A 20,727-nucleotide genomic window follows, 5' to 3' on the forward strand; every position below is an offset into this window, starting at 1 on the left:
GAATCAAAATAAAACTTTATTCATTCAAAAATTGAAACTCTGTCCAACTGCCGCTTTGGGTGGCTACAACTTCAAGTCTAGCATCAATTCGTTCCTTTAATTCTGGCACATGGGAAATGATGCCGACAAGTCGACCACTGGATTGGATATCAATCAGAGATTCAATCGATTGATCTAAAGATTCAGGGTCAAGGGTCCCAAACCCTTCATCAATAAACATCGTTTCTAATGATACCCCTCCTGCATATTGCTGAACAATATCGGCCAACCCGAGGGCTAAAGAAAGGGCTGCTTTAAAGCTTTCACCACCAGAAAGTGTTTTTACATGTCGTTCTTGTCCTGTATATTGGTCAAAAACAAGTAATTCCAATCCACTTTGTACATTTCCTTTTGAACGATCGGCTTTTCGGCGTAACGCATAACGTCCACTCGTCATTTTCGCTAAACGCCCATTGGCCTCTCGTAAAATATCATCGAGAAAAGCAGCTAGTACATACCTTTCAAACGTAATTCGATACGTATTCTGTCCCTTCGTCATTTCAGATAAATGACCAATCAACTCATATTTTTCTTCTAATGATTTTATTTCATTGTTAATATGCTCAATTTTGATAGCTGTTTGTTCATTTTCATTTTTTCGAACAAAAAGATTTGTATAACGATCTTGTAATATTTGAATGTCATTCTTTATTTCCTCAAAAGCAGAGTTCAAACCCGAAATGTCTGGTTCTTTCATTCCAGTAAGGTATTTTGTTAATTCTTCAAAGCGATCACATACAGAACGATATCCTTCATGATAGGAACGAACTTCCTGTTGAAGTCTATGAATCTCTTCATCTGATTTTTTTGATTCTTGATAGGAAGCATATTCTTTAAATCCTTGTTCCACCATTTTGGTCATAAATGCTTCCCATTCAACCTTTACCTTCATATCTAATGATTTTACTTGTTTTTCTGCCTCCTCATGACGTACTTTTTCCGTAACAAGCCTGTCATTTATCTCTCGATAACGCTCCCCAGCCTGCTCCAAATTCTTCACTAACGTTTCATAGTGACGTACAGCCATTTGAAGTTCATTTTCATAAGCTGCGATCGACTGTAATCTTTCAGGAATTTTTTCAACCATTTGTAACAACAAAGTATTTTTCTTTGTAAATTGAATGGTTAAATCGTTTACCACTTCTCTTATTTGAGACAATTGATCCGATTGTAAACGACTTTCTTTCTCGTATTTTTCTACATCGTTTATAAGGGTAACAAGTTTCTCCTTTTGCTTTTGTAAATGACCTTGTGTTGTTTGAAGAATTTGTTTTTCTTCCCAAACAGAACTTTTTACCCTATCAAGTTCGTCCGCAACAAAATGAAGCTGATGCTTAACAATCCGGTTCAACAACTCAGTCATGCCTTCTTCTAATGCCTTTTCTATTGACTGTGCTTTAAAAAGGGCTGATTCAGCAGAGCTTTTTTCCGTTTCTAATAGGGTAGCTTGTTGTTTAGCTGCTTTTAAATCCTCTTCATTTGGTATATCTTCTCCCACACTCACTGCCCGATTCGGATGATGCGTTGAACCGCAAACTGGACACGATTCACCGTCTTGCAACTGATTCGCTAAAATTGCTGCTTGACCATGAAGCCATTTTTGCTCTATTTCTACCACGAGTGCCTTAGAATCCTCAAAACGGGCTAAGGAATGCTGAAAATAGTCTAACTTACTCTGCACATCTACAACAGCCTGCTTATAACTTTTATGCTGTTTTTCGTATTGAATAAGCTGGTCATATTCACGTTCCAACTTGTCCATCTTTCGTTCATTCTCGTAAAAGGCAAGCTGATCTTTTTCAATTTGCTGTCTTTCTTCATTTCGTTTTCGAATTTCTTGATCTAAAGCTTTCATCCGTTCTTCGATTCTTTTTTTATCCGTTGATTTCTCCTGTAATTGCTTATCCAACCCTTCCACTTCGAGACGAACCAAAGAAAGCGAACGGACACCCTCTTCCATATTCTTTAAACGATTGATTTGGTCTAATGCTTCATTTCTCTCCGTTTCTCGCTCTTTTTCCTTATTCAACACATTTTCACATTCCGAGTGAATCTTCGTTAGGGACGTCATTTCCGTTGCAATTGCTCCTAAATTCTCCTTTGCATCGCCAAGTTCTCTTTTCAAACGATCGCATAACTCCTCTTGGTTCGTCAGTAATGCAGCTTTCTGGGCACGAATACTCCTTTGTTCCTTTTCTTCTATGATCGGTTTCTGTCCTTCGAGATATGCCTTTTTAGACTGGAGTTCTTCTCTTGACTTGAGCTGTTTCATGATCACTTCCGCTTCAAACAATTGTTGTTGGAGCCTTTCTCGCTCAGCTTCCTTTACTTCCGTTTCTTTTTTCAACTTCAGTAGTTCAGCAGCCGATCGATTTATTTCTTCTTTTAATAATGGAAGGATGACCGTATCATTCGTACTTCCCTCATCTAAAACATTTTTTAATTCATCATGAAAAAAGGCCTGAATATGTCGGATCGCTTGATCTCGATCATTCGTTTGCATTTCTACTAGGTTTTTAAGATCCGTTGCTTCTTTTTTTAGTTTATCCTCAACCCTTTTGTAAATTTCTGTGTGAAACAAACGTTGAAGAATGACTTCCTTGTCTTTGCTATCCGATGTAAGGAGCTTTCGAAACTCTCCTTGAGGAATCATCAGGATTTGCCGAAATTGATTACTATCAATTAGCATAATTTCTTTTATTTTTATATCAACATCACGAACATTGGCCGCAAGCAATTGCTGATTTCCTTCTTCATCGTATAGATAAAGCTCTGCCTTTGCCCCTACAGTTGTAAAGCCTTCCCCACGATCTTTCTTCTTTTCTTGTTGCGGGGAGCGCTTAATATAGTATCTTTTATTTCGCAAACTAAACTCGAGAGCTACTTCAGTTGGAAGCCCCTCCTCAGCAAACTGACTCCGTAAATCAGATCCATTACGATCCTCTCCACTTGCCTTTCCGTATATGGCATAGCTAATTCCATCAAAAATCGTCGTCTTACCTGCACCTGTTTTTCCTGAAATGACAAACATTGTTCGTGAGCCAAGACGAGTGAAATCGATCTCCTCTTTGGAAGCATATGGACCAAATGCCTGCATCATTAATTTTAACGGCCTCATTTCGCTACATCCTCCTTTAATACTTTTCCAATCACTTCACTCATAACTTTCCGCTTATCATCGGTGAATTCTAATGTTGTCATGTCTGTATAAAACTGTTCAAATAACTCTAGCTCCGATTTTTTCTCATCCTGAAATAATCCTATCTGTTGTTTTTCCTTCATATCTGTTACATGTATTTTTTTTTCTAAATGAAGCACATTAGGATATACTTGGCGGAGTTTACCCATTGGATCAAGTAATGCTCCCTCATCAAGCAAGGTTATTTTTAAATAATCATCTCGTTTTTCTTCTTCATAGTATTGCGGATCGAGCAATTCTTCCATATAGCCTTCCATTTCACGCATATCACGTTTCGGAGTAAGGGAACGGTAGCGTAAGTCAAACTGACCTTTTTCATCCATTTCAATAATCGAGACTGATTTATTTTGCTTCGCCTCAGAAAAAGAATATTTTAGTAACGAACCTGAGTATTTCACCGTATTATGTCGAATCGCTTGAGGGCTATGCAAATGACCGAGACCTGTGTATGAAAAAGCATCAAAAAGATCAGCAGAAACACAGCCCGAACCACCAACTGACAACGTTCGTTCTGAATCACTTGTCGTTCCACCTAACACAAAAGCATGTCCAACAAAAACATTTGGTTCATTTACATTTAATGTTTGTTCAATGTTACCAATTATAGCTTTCATTGCATCTTGATGTGTGTGTATCGAATCATCAGCCAATAAATGACGCACAATTCCCGGCTCAGCAAAAGGGACCTGATAAAAATTCACTCCATTGATATGAACCGGACGAATTTCTTTTTCTAGCTTCCCCGTTAAATAAAATTGACTGTGCCGATACCATGCGCTACCAAAAGAAAGACGTTCTGCACTATCATGATTACCAGAAATCGCTACAATCGGAACTTTTAATTCAACGTTTATTTGAAATAAAATATCATCTAAGAGTTCCACAGCATCTGTGGGTGGAACTGAGCGATCATATAAATCACCAGCAATAATAACTGCATCCGGCTTTTCTTCTTCAACAAGATGGACAAACTGCCCCAGAAGAAAACGCTGATCTTCCGTCATATAAACACCATGTACCAATTTTCCTAAATGCCAATCTGCTGTATGGATAAATTTCATTCTTGTCACCCCTATTTTTCTGACTAATAACGATTCTCCTATTATAGCAAATAAGAAAATCAGTAAGGGAGCCTAATTTTGGTGGAAATATAAAAAGCTCAACCATTGGCTGAGCTTTTTATGTTTTGATTATAAAATTATAATTTTGTCACGTTAGCTGCTTGTGGGCCACGAGCTCCGTCTACAATTTCAAAGGATACTTCTTGACCTTCTTCTAAGGTTTTAAAACCTTCCGTTTGGATTGCTGAGTAATGTACAAATACATCATTTCCATCTTCAGTTTCAATGAATCCGAAACCTTTTTCTGAGTTAAACCATTTTACTTTACCATTTTTCATGTAAAAAAATCCTCCTATGGGCCATAGAGCCCTCTGAAATTTACCATTTACAACGTTGATCGCAGTCCATTACTCATCCAATCTAAGATTAAACCTTCGAATAAGCAGCATGCAAAATTCTAACACGATGCATAACGGTTAATTAAATTTTATCAGTTTTAGTTAATAATGTAAAGATTTAGAATATACAATTAATTATATATTCTACCCTCCAAAAGCATCTAAAATTTCTTCTAATTCTTTTATATCCACGTCGACTGGTACTTTTATTTGCTCATGTTGATCCATGAATAAAGGAGCGTCAGTTGTTAAAGTTGGCATTTGTTGCATCATTCTTTTTATTTCGGATAACTCATACAGGATTTCCTCTGTTCCTCCATTCACCTTTTTCGGATGAAGGTAATGAGTAAGAGCTGACATAACAAAATGAATAAGCGTATTGTTTTGTGTATGATAGTCTATTTGATCTTGAACTTTCTGTGATACTGGATGAGACTCTCCTGTTTTAACATCAATGAATTTCTCAGGAATCGTAATCGCTACTTTATTAACGTAATCAGTAAAGATTCTAGACATCACTGTTCACCTTCTAGCCTTCTACTGCTGCATAATCGATTATATTCATTTGATCTTTTTTGATTTGATTCATTTTTGCGAGGGTCATCAATCCAAGAACATTCAACTTTTCCATATCTTCCGGGAAAAGGAGCTGAATCGGGCGCCCTCTTTCAGCCCATTTTACGGCTGCCTCTTGTATTTGTCGTTTAGCTAATTTTGCAGCTCCACCGACAGCGATATACTTAGTGGCACCTTTAATTTCATTTGAACTACTACGGATACGATCAAAATATTCAAGATATTTAATCGCCATTGCTTTTAATTGAGGAATAATGTATTTACTAATATCTTTTTTGACTCCTGCAAAAGGCTCTACGTACCATTCCGATTGTCCCGCTACTAATTTCTCTTCCAATTCAGAACGAGAATCAAATTTATACATTTCATGTTTACTAACTTTTTGAATAATATGATCAAGGAACTGATTAATTCCAAATGACTCTCCCTCAATAGAAGCAACAGGTTTATTATTTTTTATGCCAACAAAATCCACGGAATCTCCACCAAGATCACCAATGATAATCCCTTTTAATGAATCCATTACGATTGCCTCATCTTTAATACCTAACGTTTCCTGATCTCGTGTTAAACCAAGATACGCACAAGCCCCTTCAGCACCAACCACAACATCCTGTACATGGAGCTTAACAACTAATTCTTTTGGTTCTGATAATCCGGGTACTTTATGAAAGATAACAGTATGTGTACCGATTAAGCGCTGTTTAAGTCGATCTTTCTTTTCTTTATATTGTGTAGTAGGCAACGAAACAGCTAATTGATCAATATGGTAATGAACTTCTAACTCTTCAGGGTTTGCTAGGACTGCATGATAGGCTGCGAGCCCAAACAAAAGTACAAAAGTACGATCTTCATCAACCTTCTGATTATTAAAAGAGGTTAAGCTAACATCCCTCTGTTTTGCTGCACCTTTTCCTATATAAAATATTTCTCTTTTATCTACGAGAGCATGACTTTTTATTTCAACGATTAAATTTTCTTCGAAGACTACATCATCATCATCATACGGTTTCTCAAAATATTCTTCATCAAACAAAGCTAATGCATTAGGAATTTGATATTCACTATTGAACCCTTTATCAGAAGCAATCGCTTTATACCAGCTGTTTCCAATATCTACAGCAAGAAAATGTTGGTTATTCATCGGTATCAACCTCCTTTTGAATCTTATGCAAGATAGGCGCTCCCTTGTGCAAGTACCCATTTTTTCTTAAAGTAACAAGTAATTCAATTCAATTCATTATAAATTCCACGTTTGTACTGATTCATATATCTAAGCGGAGACACAAAGATTGCATACGATAAATGGAACATGAAAATAAAAGGAGGAAAAACAGTGACTAAAGATCATAAAAAAGAATGTCTAGATGTAAATGTTTCTGCAACGCTACCAGAAGTTGCTAGTGAAGAAGTCGATACAGAAGACCTTTCGGTAACACCAGGGGGAGATCTACCAGCGACAACAGCAGGAAATGTCATCATGCGAGTTCCTATTACACTTGCAGAAAGAACAATTAGTACGAGTCTAAGTGCTAATATTCATTTTGATGACCCTGTTTTGGAAATCAAAGATGTGAAGAAGAGAGTGAAAATTATACAATGCAGCCTGATGTTAGATCCAGTTACTGATCCTGATGATGTTTTTTCAGATACACCTGGACGCTTATTTATAAGAGGGTTTGTTCGAAAGAATTTCCAATACGCATCACCTACTCATGATTCTTCAGACTCATGTGTGACTTCAGTGATGAAATCCCATACCGTTGATATACCGTTTGAATTTGTAACGATCATTCCAGCGGATGACTTTATCTCGCCTCCAGAGCGTCCATTGTTAAATACTCGTGCAGAATTTGACTTCTTTACGTCACAACCTTTAGGAAAAGGATTCCCTGAAAAGGATCATCTCCTTTCAAGCGATCTATCCCAATTCCATCAAACGAGCACTCAATTTTATAATCAATTCCCTTTCTGTGAGATTATCTCAAGTAATATTACCGAATGGGATGAGGCTATTGACCGTCGACCACTCCATGGTGATGCACCATTTGAAGAAGGTTTTTTCCATAATATGGTTGAAAAAATATTTTTAACGCTTACGATTAAAGTATTACAAAATCAACAAGCTATCGTAAATGTGATGACACCTAATGGAGATTAATAAGTAACTGAAGGAAATTTCCATATAGAATTTAACCTTAAAAGCTCGCTCGTTATTCTAACGGCAATATCAGAAAGTCTTTCATAAAAGACATGATAATGCCGTTATTTTATTAGCTAATAAATATATGAATAATTCATTTATATTTTATTAGATTAAATGTGACACTAAAAATTAGAATTTTTTAATTTAAAAAATTCTCGATCAGAGAAATACATAGAGAAATCGTAAACCGAGACATTTTTCAATTTTTTGCTCCCTTTGTCCCTGGGCGTTTACCCATACACCGTCATTTGTACTGCATAGGATACATTATTCTGAGCCCTGTAGGAGGAGAAAAAATATGTCTGATTCTAAAAAAAATCAAAAACACTATCATAATTGTGATGATCATTGCGATTGCGAAAAAAAGAAACACCATCCCCAAGTGTCAATTGGAAAAATAGTAACAAAGGTACCAGTAGTATTAGCAGAACTAGATTTACAAGTAAGTGTGGATGCACCTATCGTTTTCCCTGAACAAGTTTTGGAGATTAAAGATATTAAAAAAAGATTAAAAATAACGCAATGTCGTCTTTTACTTCCAACAAATAAATTATTTGTAAAAGGATTTGTCCGCAAAAATATCCAATATGCAACACCAAGTATGGAAATTTCAGAAAACACTTCCACTTCCATTTCATCCGATTTACATTCATATACAGTGGATATTCCTTTCCAGACGGTAACCGAAATTAAACATTTTGTTTCAAACCCCGTGATGCCAGAAATGAATAATCGTCATGAATTTGATTTCTTTATTTCAAAACCATTACCTTCTGGCTATCCTGAAAAAGATGAGTTATTATCAAGTGACCTATCTCAATTCCATCAAGAAAGCACTCAATTTTATAATGAACTTCCTTACTGTGAATTGATTTCAAGTAAAATCATTGAATGGGATGAAGCAATTGATCGAGTACTTATTCCAAACTCTCCACTAGATGAAGGATATTTTACAACAATCGAAGAAAAGATGGTTATTGATTTTTCAATAAAGGTTCTTCAAAATCAACAAATTCGAGTATCCTCTACAACCAATGACCCTGATTGGGATCATGACACGGATTGTGATTAATCATGTAAACTAAACAAAAACAAAGGAATTATACTGTCATTGCAGTATAATTCCTTTTCCTAATATAAGGATTCTTATATCCTGTTAAATAAAACGGATAAAACCTGAGAAACCATAACGTTTTTCAAAAAACAAAAAGGAGGTGTACGGAACGGAGGCTAATAAGCAGTCCTTCCTTTATAAAATGAAAAGAGAGCGAAAAAACGCAATCTATCCTCCATATCAATTTCAGCCATTTTCTTCTCCATACAACCAGCCAAGGATGGATTATAAAGGTTACGAATATGCAATCAATCATCAACGGAATGCACACAAGTCTAGAAAACATTCTGAACAAAATAATATAAAACACCATGAATCTTTTTCCTCGGAAAATATTGAGGAGAAGAAATTATCAAAACGACCTTCTAATCCAGTACTATATGTTCCTCCTATCGTAAACGATCATGAGCTCCGCCATACGGAATCAAAAAATCAAAATCCAACTCATAACAATGATCAGAAAAACAAGCTTCAACAGGAAAACCAAAATCATTCAAATAAGTTTGGCGAACTATTCACAACACAAGAACCGGAACGAATAGTTGAAGAAGAAGAAAGAAGAAATATGAAAAGACAGGAAATGAAAGAAGGCTCTTCTTTTGATCGAAACGAAAAGTCGTCACTTCCTTTTACTGAATTAAATACTAAGAATGATGACCATAAAAACGATGAGTCCATTAAGGATGAATCTTCTTCTTTTAAAGATGAATCCTCTATGGATGAAGAATTATCGAGAAAACACATTGCTATGCTGGATGAATCTTCTTCTACAGAAGGAGAAACCTTTTTTCTTTATGATGAGTCATCTTCATATGAAGATGAGTCTTCTCTATTTACGCTATCTAATTCCATGAACGATAAACCTTATTTACTGGAAGAATCTCCTCTATTTGAGGAATCTTCTTCATCTGAGGAATCCTCCTCCTGCTACAATGAGTCTTCTTCATTTGAGGAATCTTCCTGTAACCTTTGTGAATCATCATCCATGGATGGATGTTTAGATTCTGTTTCCAGAGAGACTTCTCTCCCAATAGTCAAGCTCCCGGTTCTACTTGCAGAAATGGAAATTGATATTGATGTATTTGACACATTTGTTCTTCCATGTCCCGTATCAAATGTTTCGAAAATTGATTGGAGTGTTCACTCGCTAGACTGTAAAGTTCTTCTGCCTTCACCAAATGTACTTTTAAAAGGAATACTAATGGCTACTATTGAATATATAGAAGAGAATGCAACAGCTTCTCTCCATACGATAAAAATAAAGGTTCCTTGGGAAAAAGTAAAAGTAGTTGATTGGAATTTTACGCCTAAATTACCAAGTAGTCATCAGGCAGAATATATGTATCAAGGAAATAACAAAATGGATGTTCAACTTCATCGTGAGTCTATAGAACAATATGCAGAACCAATTCAGTCAGATCTAGAGCATATCCATTACATTTGGCATGATGAATTGATTTCAAAAGATGAAATGAAAGAACTTAACATTCAAGGAGGAGTTTCTTTACAGATTCAGCTGAAGCAGTCCAAATATATAGATTTAAATACTCTTAAATGGTTATGAAACACAATCAAATTTCAATTACCTACACTTAAACAGCCACTTGCTTTTTGCAGGTGGTTTTACTTGTATGTACCTAGCATCTCTAAAAAAGTCTCCCTATAGTAAACAGTCAAATCCCTTTTTACCGTCTATTATAAGGAGTACTTTATATGAGGTTATATCCTACATTTTAATTCCTAAAAATTTGTTAACCATTAGTCACGATGGTTGTGATCTGGTTTTGGATCGAAGACAACTTTTTGCATTTGCGATAAGCGAAGGAATAATCTGATTTCTGCTTTCTCTGTAATCGTACTGAATCTTCCCCAATTGTCAAAGTTTTTGAATAAATCAATTTCTCTGATTTTTGTACCCAGAAGTTTACATTCAATCGGCTCATTGAAAGTCTCAAATGTTTCAGATCCACTGATACAAGGATTTGCTCCATGTTCATCTTTAGCAAGTTCACGATATTCAGAAACGGATGCTTTTTGACTGAATTCAATATCATAATGACCAAATGGATTCACGTATGGATTGGCAAGTTCTACTCTTTTAATTGTTGTAAAAGTAATATCTGTACTATGATCCCTTACAAAACCACTGCATTCCTCAACATATTGAATATTTTTATGAAGAATTCCCGTAATAAATAATTTGACAACTTTAGCTGATTGAGAGGAAGGAAGTGCTTTACATTGTTTCAAAGTAACATTTTTTCTGATTGATTTGATTTCTCTTGCAGGTGTCGGAAGGCACACATCTGCTTCCACATCAACTTCTAACTCAAAATCCGCAAGAGGCACTTGTGCATCGAGAAACGGATGCTCAAGTTTAGTTGAACCTTTCCATGGTGGAATTGGGCAAAGATCAGAATCCACAGATTTTGCTTTTACTTGATCGCAAGAAGATTGCGGGGGACAATGACCATGACCTCTATATCCATAACTATCGCAGCTCGTATTTTTTTTCATATCATTCACTCCTTTTTATGATTATCAAGAGAATGTAGAAAATTTATCCTGTAACGGATCATCTTCTATTTCCTTGACTTAGTATTATATATGCTATCTCGTTATCACCTGTATGGACGAGTGTCGCTAGTTCTATATATTTTTCAATAAAAAACAATCCCCAATGCAGATAATCTTCCTGCACTGGGGATTGCCCAAAACACAACTAGTAATTACGAAAGTTCTCTTATTTTCTTCTCAATTGCTGTCCGCGGTTTAACCTCAGGAATTTCTTCTGGATATCCAACAGCTAATACACCAACGACATCATAATCTTCAGATACCTGTATAATTTCACGATTTTTTGGCGTGATACCAACGGAAGACCAGAATGTTCCAACGCCCTCTGCCCATGCAATAAGCATGAAGTTTTGAATAAAACAGGAAGTAGCTGCCATATTTTCTTCCCTTTCTACATTCGTTTTTCCATGTTTAGATAAAACAGCAAACACAACTGGGGCATTTCCAAAATTCGTCTTATGATTTACTTTCTCTCTCGTTTCCGGACCAATCAAAACAACTTCCCATGGCTCGGTCATTTTATGATTTGGCGCCATCGTAGCCGCCTCTAACCATGAGTTGACGGCCTCACGATTAATTGGATCGGTTTTAAACTTTTTTATAGTACGGCGTGATTTAATGATATCAATGATCTTCATTTCATTGTTTCTCCCTTCCAATTTACCTCTTTTGTTTGAATTTATTAATTTTGTCATTCAGATTGTACAAACGATTCCTTTCCAACCTGTTTTTTGAATCGTACCCTTCCGCTCTTTCACCGGATTGACCTTCTATTGTTATTTTCTGATAATCCATATCATTTATTCTATGCTATCTTGCTTATTAATCGCAAAGAATTGATCCTACAATTCGTTTTCTTATCAAATGAAAGTGAGAAAGAATATACTTTTTCATGCTTTTTGCTATATTTTCTCAAACGCCTGCTCAAGGTCTTCCTTTATATCCTCCCAAGCTTCAAGCCCAACGGACAAACGCAATAAATTATCTTCGATTCCCATTTTTCTTCGTTCCTTCACAGGAATAACGGAATGGGTCATTGTATTGGGATGCTGAATTAGCGTTTCCGCATCACCAAGACTAACAGCTATTTTAATCAGTTTTAATTGATTCATAAACAACTGGGCTGTTTTCTTCGTTCCCTTTACAGAAAAAGAAATAAGTCCACCTGGGTTTTTCATTTGTTTTTTCATAATCGGGTAATCTATGTCTGTTTGATTTCCTGGATAAAAAATATGTTCTATTTTTGGGTGATGGTGTAAAAAGTCAAATAACTTTTTAGCATTTTCACAATGCCGATCCATTCTAATGGGTAACGTTTTTAATCCTCTCAATAACAGCCAAGCATCAAACGGTGAAATGATGCCACCGAAATCTTTTTGAGTTGTACGAGAAACGATTTGAATAAACTCTTTACTTCCAATAACTAATCCGGCAATCACGTCACCATGACCACCAATAAATTTGGTTGCACTATGAATCACCACATCACAACCAAGCGTTAATGGGGTTTGTAAATAAGGAGTGCAAAAAGTATTATCAACTACAACGGGAATTCCTTTTTTATTAGCAATTTCAGCAACCATCTTTAAGTCAACTAGCTTCATTGTGGGATTAATCGGAGTTTCAATATAGATGCACGTAGTGTTTGGCTGTATAGCCTGCTCTATTGCTTGTTTAGAGTCCATCAGTGAAAAGTCGTGATCTATTTTATACTTATCATGTAATATCTGCATTAGACTAAAGGTACAACCATACACTCCTTTCGAGCAGAGAATATGATCACCTGTTTTCGTTAAAGCGACTAATACAGCCGAAACGGCCGCCATACCTGAGGAAAAGGCTAAAGCTGCCTCCCCTTTTTCTAGTGTTGCTATTCGTTCTTCCAGTACCTTTACCGTTGGATTTCCTAACCTTGAATAAACAAAACCTTCTTCCATTCCAGAAAATCTATTTTCACCTTGTTCAGCACTTTCAAATGTAAAAGTTGAAGTTTGATAGATAGGAGGAACTAAACTTCCTAAAGTTTCTTCTGATTCATAATCTGTATGAATCACCGCTGTTTCAAAACGTAGCTGTTTTTCCTTCATTTATAAACCCCTCTTTTATTTTCTCTTTTTTATGCGTTTACCTATATCTTATGCTAGAAGCTTATTTTTGAAAGGTTGACACCCAAAAAAGAGCTATCTCAAAAGTACGGTGATTAATGAAATAATATATAGAAAGGACACGTCTTCTTTCCCACCATCCTGCATATAGTTAAGTGTAATGATTATAACCAAAGGGGGCTATCAGATGGGGGTTCGTTTCATTAAGATTTCGGTTATTTATTTTGCTATTGGTGTCTGTCTTGGTTTGTATATGTCCATTGCTCACGACTATGCACTTACTAGTGTCCATACCCACATTAATTTATTAGGTTGGGTATCATTGGCACTTGTAGGAATGATCTATGCTCTTTTCCCTACTCTTGCTTCAACAAAACTAGCAAAAACTCATTTTTGGCTCCACAATATCTCACTGCCAATTATGATGATCGGACTCTCCTTTATTATGTACGGTCAGAGTGCATTAACACCAGTTGTCGCAGCCTCTGGAACCGTTTTCGTTCTTGCTATTATTTTATTTACTATCAATATATTAAAGAATTTAAAATCAAAATAATCAATTCTCCAATAAAGATTGCTCTTTGACCACTTTTATTGAAGTGGTCTTTTTTGTAAACATCATTTTTCAATAACATGTATATTTCATACTCTTTTTTTAAAAAATGAATAATGTTCCACCATTTGGAAAATATATGAAATACTGTTTGTTACAGTAAATATATAAATGGATCATTTCCATTTGATTTGAGGTGGAGTGCTATGAATTATCGTCGTTTATGGGTTGCATTAAGTCTTGTTATCATTATTTCTTTTGCTATCCTAGGGTACTATGGTGGCCGAATTTACCAAGTTATGCCCCCTATCCCAGATCGAGTTGTCACCGAAGATGGGACCGAACTAATCACAGGTCAAGAGATTAAAGATGGACAAAATGTTTGGCAATCCATTGGTGGACAAGAAGTCGGAAGTATTTGGGGACACGGGGCATATGTAGCACCTGACTGGAATGCGGATTGGCTTCATCGTGAATCATTATTTCTTCTAAACAAATGGGGAAATGCCGAGTTTGGTAGTAGTTACGAAGAACTAAATGAAGAACAACAAGCACAGCTTAAGGCTCGATTGACAAAAGAAATGCGTACCAATACGTATAATAAAGAAACTAAAGAACTCATCATTTCGAATGAGAGGGTAGATGCTTACCGAACTCTAAGCAATTATTATGCAGGTTTATTTATGGATGACCCAAACTTCTCCGAGCTGAGAGATGATTATGCTATCCCAATCAATACGATAAAAGATTCCGGACGAATGAGTGATATGAACACCTTTTTCTTTTGGAGTACTTGGGCTACAGCAACAAATCGTCCTGGGAGTGATATAACGTATACGAATAACTGGCCGAATGAAGATTTAATTGAAAATAAACCAACCGGTGAAATGGTGGTTTGGTCGGTCGTCAGTTTTGTGATGCTCCTTGCAGCCGTCGGTGCTCTTGCTTGGTATTATGCTGTTCAGCGACATAATGAACCACATATTGAGGAAGTGTATCCAGAAAAAGATCCGTTGCTTGCTTTATCACCCACACCGTCGATGAAAGCAACGCTAAAGTATTTCTGGATCGTTACCGCTCTCATTGTCGTGCAAGTTGTGCTTGGTGCCATTACGGCTCACTATGCTGTAGAGGGTTCAGGTTTTTATGGAATTCCGATACAAGAATGGATTCCTTATTCCGTTGTCAGAACATGGCATACACAATTAGGTATTTTATGGATTGCGACAGCATGGTTAGCAACGGGATTATTTATGGCACCTGCTGTTTCTGGATACGAACCAAAATTCCAACGAGCGCTCGTTAATTTCTTATTTATTTGTTTATTAATTATCGTTGTTGGATCGATGATTGGACAATGGATGGGTGTATTCCAAAAGTTTGATAACCAAACGAATTTCTGGTTTGGGCATCAAGGTTATGAATATGTTGATTTAGGCCGTTTCTGGCAAATCTTCTTAACGATTGGTCTTTTCCTCTGGTTGTTCTTAATGGGAAGAGCTTTGTTACCAGCGTTTAAAAAGTCAACGGAAGATCGTCACTTACTGATGATGTTTCTGATTGCAGCAACTGCTATTCCTCTATTTTACGTACCTGGTTTAATGTGGGGTCAGCAAACCCATTTGGCAATGGCTGAATATTGGCGTTGGTGGGTTGTACATCTCTGGGTAGAAGGATTTTTCGAAGTATTTGCGACTGTCGTCATAGCTTTCTTATTCACGAGAATGGGGCTTTTACGAACATCTACCGCTACTGCAGCTGTCTTGTTTTCAACCATCATCTTCTTATTTGGTGGGATCATCGGAACGTTCCATCATTTATATTTTAGTGGAACACCGATGGGGGTACTTGCTTTTGGAGCCACATTCAGTGCATTAGAAGTTGTCCCACTTGTCTTGATCGGCTTTGAAGCATATGAAAATCTCACACTTAGCCGTTCTAAACCTTGGGTAAAGGCCTACAAGTGGCCCATTTATTGTTTCGTGTCGGTGGCATTTTGGAATTTAGTTGGAGCTGGATTATTTGGATTCTTTATTAATCCACCAATTGCACTTTACTATATGCAAGGCTTGAATACGACTGCTGTTCATGGACATACGGCCCTTTTTGGCGTATATGGTATGCTTGGAATCGGACTTATGTTGTTCTGTCTGAAAGGCTTAACAGGGCAAAAAAAATGGAAAACGAAAGTGCTTAGCTTTGCATTTTGGGCCATTAATATTGGACTTGCTTTAATGGTTCTATTAAGTTTACTACCCGTTGGACTTATGCAAACATGGGCAAGTGTGGAAAATGGCATGTGGTATGCAAGAAGTGCTGAATTCTTGCAACAAGGGATTGTTCAAACATTCGTTTGGTTAAGAATGATTGGTGATACTATTTTTGCTCTTGGTGTACTAGCACTTGGCTGGTTTGTGTTAGGTTTAAAAACAGGTTGGTCGATCAAAGATGAATCAAATGAACTAGAGAATTCAATCAGTAAAAATTAATCGTTTATTACTTGTACAAAAAACATCTGCCTTTATTGAGCAGATGTTTTTTGATGAGGTTGGTTGTTTTATGGAAAGCGATAAAGTGAATACTAAATTTAATCGCTTTCAGCCGAGATTGACTGCTGTCCAATCAACACTAATTTCTACAGGACTGAAGCTTAAAACATAAACCGGAAGATCATCATAGAGATAACACCTACCATCACAGTTCCTAGCAAGCTTTTTGTCAAAATAGCAATAACAAAGGCGGGGATTGCAGCTAATAATTTAAAAAAGTGAGCAGAAAGTGAAAATTGATTATCAGATAATAATAGCTCTTGTGCTAATAACGCATCCATCACAGCAACTGAGATATTTTTCAACCAATGAATCGCCCACTTCGGCAATTCCATTTGGCTAAGAACCATTAAAGGAAGAACACGCGGAATAAATATTACAGGGGTACAACCAATAATAATGAGTAAAATCGTCCATTTTACCTCCATCTTTCGATCACCATCCCAATGGTTGAAGCTAAAATTGTTGCTACCCTGACACCTGCACTTCCAGTAGAGAAAAAGCTAACAATAATGACGATAATAACAGCACTTAAGGCAACCATGATATCAACAAAGTATTTCTTCTGACTTAAAATTTGAATAACGAGAAGTCCAATAAACGTCCCTGGCAAAGCAAATTTTTTCATCAAAAAAACTTTCATAAACATCTACTCTCAACCCAGTATGTAAATGTCGGTTGACCTACTTTCAATGCTTATGTTTTACTACGTACATAAAGGCTTGTTCAAGTAAGCCAACCAACAGTTTATTTTTACATAGAAAAAGAAAAATAGTAGATTTCTTTAATGAAGTCCACTGCTTTTCTTTCTCGTACCTACGATTTTTTCATGAAATTCTAATAAACACTTTTACATAACCGGATCTTTTATATTTAATTCACCTAAAATAATTAAAGCTTGTATAGCCATCAAAAGTTGACAACTCATAATGGGACTTCGAATGTCTTTTTGTAATAACTCTTCAATTTTATTTACTCTATATCGCAAACCACTAATGGATAATGATAATTCATCTGCTGTTTTCTCCAAATTTCCACCATTTAATAGAAAAGAGTATAGAGTCCGAATTAAATCAATATCTTTTTGACAACTCATCTCTAAATTTCCTAATAACAATTTTGCCATTTTTCGAACATCATTTTCATTACGGTCGTTAATCAAACTTCCCACCATACCAAGAGTATCAAAGAAGATCATCTGTTTGTTTTGGGAAACCATCCTTTTAGCACCAAGTGCTTCTTTATAAGCATTAGGTACATCAAGAATTGAATTTGTTTTTTTACTAATACCCATATAAAAATGCGAACCTGGAAATCTAGAATATAAAAATTTTATCAACTCTTCGAAAAAGAAATCCCTATTTTCATTGTTCGAAAAATGATCGGTCACAAGTAAATGAATGTGATGATCATTTTGATTTATTAAAGTATGTTGATTTTGCTTAGTGAAGAAATATGAAATAGTAGCCATTACTTCACGACAAAATACTAGTTCACTGCGAAAGTCATTTGAATTGAAAGAGTAACCAATGATACTAAGGTAATAAGGCTTAGTTAAATCAAATTGAAATAAACCGGCCTTTGCAATCATTTCATCCTCTGAAGAAAAATGACCACTGATCATTTCTTCTAAAAAAAAGCTTTTCATCTGCTCAAATGAATCTAATTTTGTTTTTTCATAGAGGAAACAAAGTGAGCAAACAGATGCCACTGTTTCAATGATCATATGTAATAACTCTTGATTATGCACCTCATGATTTTTAAAGATAAATGAGCAATACCCCATTCGTTTTTCTTGTATATAAATAGGATGAGTCATCAAAAAATAAGATTCATGATGACCATTTATCGTCTGAAATGTTTGAGAAATTGTATTTTTTGTCATACTTTTATTAATATATTGAAATAAACCGTTTGGAGTTAAGGTCCTTGATAAGGCAGTAACTCCAGCAGCTGTAAGGGGATGTCCATGAACATTATGAATAACAACAGGAAATCCACATAATTTATATAATTCTTGAATAATAGAATCCAGACTACTTCCTTTTACAACTTCTTCCGTTAATCTTTTTTGAATATCATTTGCCTTTGTTAATTGATCACGCTCTTCTAATAACTTTTCATATGTTAACTCTAACTCGTCAAAAATGGGAGTCTCTTCTAAATAATAAAGCTCATCCTTTATTTCATTTCCCCATAAATCTTGAGTTTTTCCGATAGCTCTACATTCTTTGCTCCCAGTCCCACGACAACACATTTCTTTAAAAATAACCTTTTGACCACAAACTTCTGTTACAAATCCGCTTGCATAACCAGAAAGTGTATAACAAATGGGTGAAGAACTGGTTCCAATTTGCTCAAGATGTTCATCTGCTTCAAATGAATGTTTCCAAGTACTCTCCATTTGCAAGGAAATTCCGTCATTTACCTGTTTATATTCTAACTTAAGCGTCTTAGATTCAACATATCCTTTCATCGAATGCATCATAGGACCATACTCAATCAATTCATCAATCGTGTTATATTTTTTCTTCTTACACTCCCTTGCATCCTGCACGCCCATATTCCATCCATAACGAAACAAAAATCCCTTTGTTCTTTCTAACCCTATATTGTGAATCAAGTCTTTTCTAAAGGATCCAAATGCATGCGAATCAACAATAATAGATCGATTTTGAAAGAGATAACGGTTTAATTCTCTCATCTCTGAACCCATATCATCTATAGTCGGTATTGTTGTATGCATCCAAATCACCTCTTTCTAGATATCTAATTCGATTTGTAGATCACTTAAAGGATATGTCTTACAAAGAAGAGCATAGCCATTATCTACTTCTTCTTCTGTTATAGCGCTTTTTGCATATCTTTCCATTTTATATTGTCCAGTTTTTACTTTCCCTTTACAAAATCCACATCCACCACCACAACAAGCAGCTGGAACTTTCACCATATGTGAGCGAGCAGCTTGTATGATCGTATTCTCTGTTGAACATAGAAAGGTTTGATTATTAATATTTATTCGAAACATCTATATTCACTTCCTTCTATATTATTAAAAATAGGTAACTTTCCTCTCTAATTGTTACTAAAATGTGACAGAATTCCATTTACTATAGAAAAAGAGACTGTTTTGCCTTTTAGCATAAACAATCCCATTAGCTCACGGATCCTTATTTCATTTATGGTAATATATACCTATCCAGTACTCATGAATATTATACCTTTTATAACAATTACTTGGCACTTAAAATAAGGTTCATTTAGCAATCTCTTCTATACTATATTCAAACGATCGATTAAGAGAACACAGTCCCAAACGCTTCGTTTAATTGACGAGCATGATAAAAAATACCTTGTCCAAGCTTGTCTTCAGTCCAAGTAATGGTTGGGAAGTCTGAATAAACCGCATATCCACCAGTAAATACTTCGTTACGATTACCAGATGGATCATAGAAATAAATCGTTTGACCTCTTGTAATACCATGACGAGTAGGTGTTACTTCAATTTCACATTCATTACGTGAAAGAATATCAGATGCTTTTAATATATCATTCCAATTTTCTAAATAGAAACCGACATGATGAAGTTTTGCATCTGGTCCTTTAATGAAGGCAATATCATGTCCTGACATGGTTGTTGTAAGCCAAGATGCGATTGTGTTTTCACCATCAATCGTCACAACTTTTTCAGTTTGGACAAACCCTAATGATTCCGTAAATAACCTTACAGTACTTTTAATGTCATCTCCAGATAATAAAGCATGATCAAGACGGTGTGGCGCAATCCCTCTTAGCCCATCTGGCCACGGATGCGGATTTACCCTTCCCATAGGTACACCTACATATTCGATGTCATTATAAAATTCAAAAGAATGTCCTGTTGGAAGAATAAAACGAATGGCTTCGCCTTCTCCAACACGAGATCGATTAGAAACTCGTGATACAGTGCATCCAAACTGTTCAACTTTGCGTTCTAGTTTGGATAACTCATCATTACTTGTCACTTTAAACGCAATGTGATCAATCCCAGCTGAATCTGATCTTTCTAAAATAACGCTGTGATGATCCCACTCGTCCCAAGCTTTTAAATAGACTCTATTTTCATCACGGGCAGTTATATCTAAACCAACAACATTTGTGTAATAATCTACTGATTTATCAAAATCATGCACTCTAAGTTGGATACGTCCTACTCTTTCAATACCATTCCCATTCATCAACAACACACCCCTTAATTAATTTACTAGAGTTTTTCAATTAATTTCATAGCTATCACCTGTGCCATTTCTAATCCAAACAACCAATTAGATTCACTGCATCAAAAACAGTATATCCTCCCAAACATATCTA

The 20,727-nt window shown here is 35.8% G+C and carries 18 protein-coding genes; 5 read left to right on the top strand and 13 right to left on the bottom strand.

Annotation, left to right across the window (positions count from 1 at the left end; translation table 11 throughout):
• Positions 1–16: 16 nt before the first annotated feature.
• The 5 genes from JMM81_RS14590 to JMM81_RS14610 form a co-directional block, all read right to left on the bottom strand.
• Positions 17–3,157, bottom strand: coding sequence for an SbcC/MukB-like Walker B domain-containing protein (locus JMM81_RS14590; RefSeq protein WP_256242291.1), 3,141 nt, complete (start codon positions 3,155–3,157; stop codon positions 17–19).
• On the bottom strand, positions 3,154–4,299 hold the full coding sequence (locus tag JMM81_RS14595) for an exonuclease SbcCD subunit D (protein ID WP_256242292.1): 1,146 nt from the start codon (positions 4,297–4,299) through the stop codon (positions 3,154–3,156). Before JMM81_RS14595 ends, JMM81_RS14590 begins: the two co-directional genes overlap by 4 nt.
• Positions 4,300–4,436: 137 nt before the next feature.
• On the bottom strand, positions 4,437–4,637 hold the full coding sequence (locus JMM81_RS14600; protein ID WP_256242293.1) for a cold-shock protein: 201 nt from the start codon (positions 4,635–4,637) through the stop codon (positions 4,437–4,439).
• Between the two features lie 204 nt (positions 4,638–4,841).
• A complete protein-coding gene (locus JMM81_RS14605) occupies positions 4,842–5,213 on the bottom strand; it encodes a hypothetical protein (RefSeq protein WP_256242295.1) in 372 nt (123 codons plus the stop codon).
• A 13-nt stretch (positions 5,214–5,226) separates the two neighbouring features.
• Positions 5,227–6,417 carry a ParM/StbA family protein gene (locus tag JMM81_RS14610; RefSeq protein WP_256242296.1) on the bottom strand — a complete coding sequence of 397 codons (1,191 nt, stop codon included), beginning with the start codon at positions 6,415–6,417 and terminating at the stop codon, positions 5,227–5,229.
• A 192-nt stretch (positions 6,418–6,609) separates the two neighbouring features.
• Between JMM81_RS14610 and JMM81_RS14615 the strand changes: the two genes are divergently transcribed.
• The 3 genes from JMM81_RS14615 to JMM81_RS14625 all read left to right on the top strand — a co-directional run bounded on the left by JMM81_RS14615 (position 6,610) and on the right by JMM81_RS14625 (position 10,157).
• Positions 6,610–7,434 (top strand): CsxC family protein, encoded by an 825-nt coding sequence (locus JMM81_RS14615; RefSeq protein ID WP_256242297.1) that lies wholly within the window; start codon positions 6,610–6,612, stop codon positions 7,432–7,434.
• Positions 7,435–7,777: 343 nt separating this feature from the next.
• A complete protein-coding gene (locus JMM81_RS14620) occupies positions 7,778–8,551 on the top strand; it encodes a CsxC family protein (RefSeq protein WP_256242298.1) in 774 nt (257 codons plus the stop codon).
• 184 nt (positions 8,552–8,735) lie between these two features.
• Positions 8,736–10,157, top strand: a complete 1,422-nt coding sequence (locus tag JMM81_RS14625; protein ID WP_256242299.1) for a hypothetical protein — start codon at positions 8,736–8,738, stop codon at positions 10,155–10,157.
• Positions 10,158–10,351: 194 nt separating this feature from the next.
• Here the strand turns inward: JMM81_RS14625 and JMM81_RS14630 are convergent, their stop codons facing one another.
• The 3 genes from JMM81_RS14630 to megL all read right to left on the bottom strand — a co-directional run bounded on the left by JMM81_RS14630 (position 10,352) and on the right by megL (position 13,257).
• The gene (locus JMM81_RS14630; protein WP_256242300.1) at positions 10,352–11,110 is read right to left on the bottom strand and encodes a CsxC family protein; all 759 of its coding nucleotides are present in this window, start codon (positions 11,108–11,110) and stop codon (positions 10,352–10,354) included.
• 212 nt (positions 11,111–11,322) lie between these two features.
• A complete protein-coding gene (locus JMM81_RS14635) occupies positions 11,323–11,808 on the bottom strand; it encodes a nitroreductase family protein (RefSeq protein WP_256242302.1) in 486 nt (161 codons plus the stop codon).
• 264 nt (positions 11,809–12,072) lie between these two features.
• Positions 12,073–13,257 carry a methionine gamma-lyase gene (gene megL, locus JMM81_RS14640; protein WP_256242304.1) on the bottom strand — a complete coding sequence of 395 codons (1,185 nt, stop codon included), beginning with the start codon at positions 13,255–13,257 and terminating at the stop codon, positions 12,073–12,075.
• A gap of 205 nt (positions 13,258–13,462) precedes the next feature.
• On the opposite strand from megL, the gene JMM81_RS14645 reads away from it, so the two are divergent.
• Both JMM81_RS14645 and JMM81_RS14650 read left to right on the top strand, forming a co-directional pair.
• Positions 13,463–13,831, top strand: a complete 369-nt coding sequence (locus JMM81_RS14645) for a cytochrome-c oxidase (protein WP_256242305.1) — start codon at positions 13,463–13,465, stop codon at positions 13,829–13,831.
• Positions 13,832–14,034: 203 nt separating this feature from the next.
• Positions 14,035–16,317 carry a nitric-oxide reductase large subunit gene (locus JMM81_RS14650; protein ID WP_256242306.1) on the top strand — a complete coding sequence of 761 codons (2,283 nt, stop codon included), beginning with the start codon at positions 14,035–14,037 and terminating at the stop codon, positions 16,315–16,317.
• A gap of 161 nt (positions 16,318–16,478) precedes the next feature.
• Here JMM81_RS14650 and JMM81_RS14655 read toward each other — a convergent pair whose 3' ends face one another.
• The 5 genes from JMM81_RS14655 to JMM81_RS14675 all read right to left on the bottom strand — a co-directional run bounded on the left by JMM81_RS14655 (position 16,479) and on the right by JMM81_RS14675 (position 20,594).
• A complete protein-coding gene (locus JMM81_RS14655) occupies positions 16,479–16,805 on the bottom strand; it encodes an AzlD domain-containing protein (RefSeq protein ID WP_256242307.1) in 327 nt (108 codons plus the stop codon).
• Positions 16,796–17,020 carry a hypothetical protein gene (locus JMM81_RS14660; protein ID WP_256242308.1) on the bottom strand — a complete coding sequence of 75 codons (225 nt, stop codon included), beginning with the start codon at positions 17,018–17,020 and terminating at the stop codon, positions 16,796–16,798. The genes JMM81_RS14655 and JMM81_RS14660 overlap by 10 nt, the downstream gene beginning before the upstream one ends.
• A 207-nt stretch (positions 17,021–17,227) precedes the next feature.
• Positions 17,228–19,123, bottom strand: a complete 1,896-nt coding sequence (locus tag JMM81_RS14665) for a XylR N-terminal domain-containing protein (RefSeq protein ID WP_256242309.1) — start codon at positions 19,121–19,123, stop codon at positions 17,228–17,230.
• A gap of 15 nt (positions 19,124–19,138) precedes the next feature.
• A complete protein-coding gene (locus tag JMM81_RS14670) occupies positions 19,139–19,405 on the bottom strand; it encodes a 2Fe-2S iron-sulfur cluster-binding protein (protein ID WP_256242310.1) in 267 nt (88 codons plus the stop codon).
• A gap of 268 nt (positions 19,406–19,673) precedes the next feature.
• Positions 19,674–20,594, bottom strand: coding sequence for a catechol 2,3-dioxygenase (locus JMM81_RS14675; protein WP_256242311.1), 921 nt, complete (start codon positions 20,592–20,594; stop codon positions 19,674–19,676).
• Positions 20,595–20,727 lie beyond the last annotated feature (133 nt).

This window comes from Bacillus sp. V3B (assembly GCF_024494465.1).
Taxonomy (GTDB): domain Bacteria; phylum Bacillota; class Bacilli; order Bacillales; family Cytobacillaceae; genus Bacillus_BD.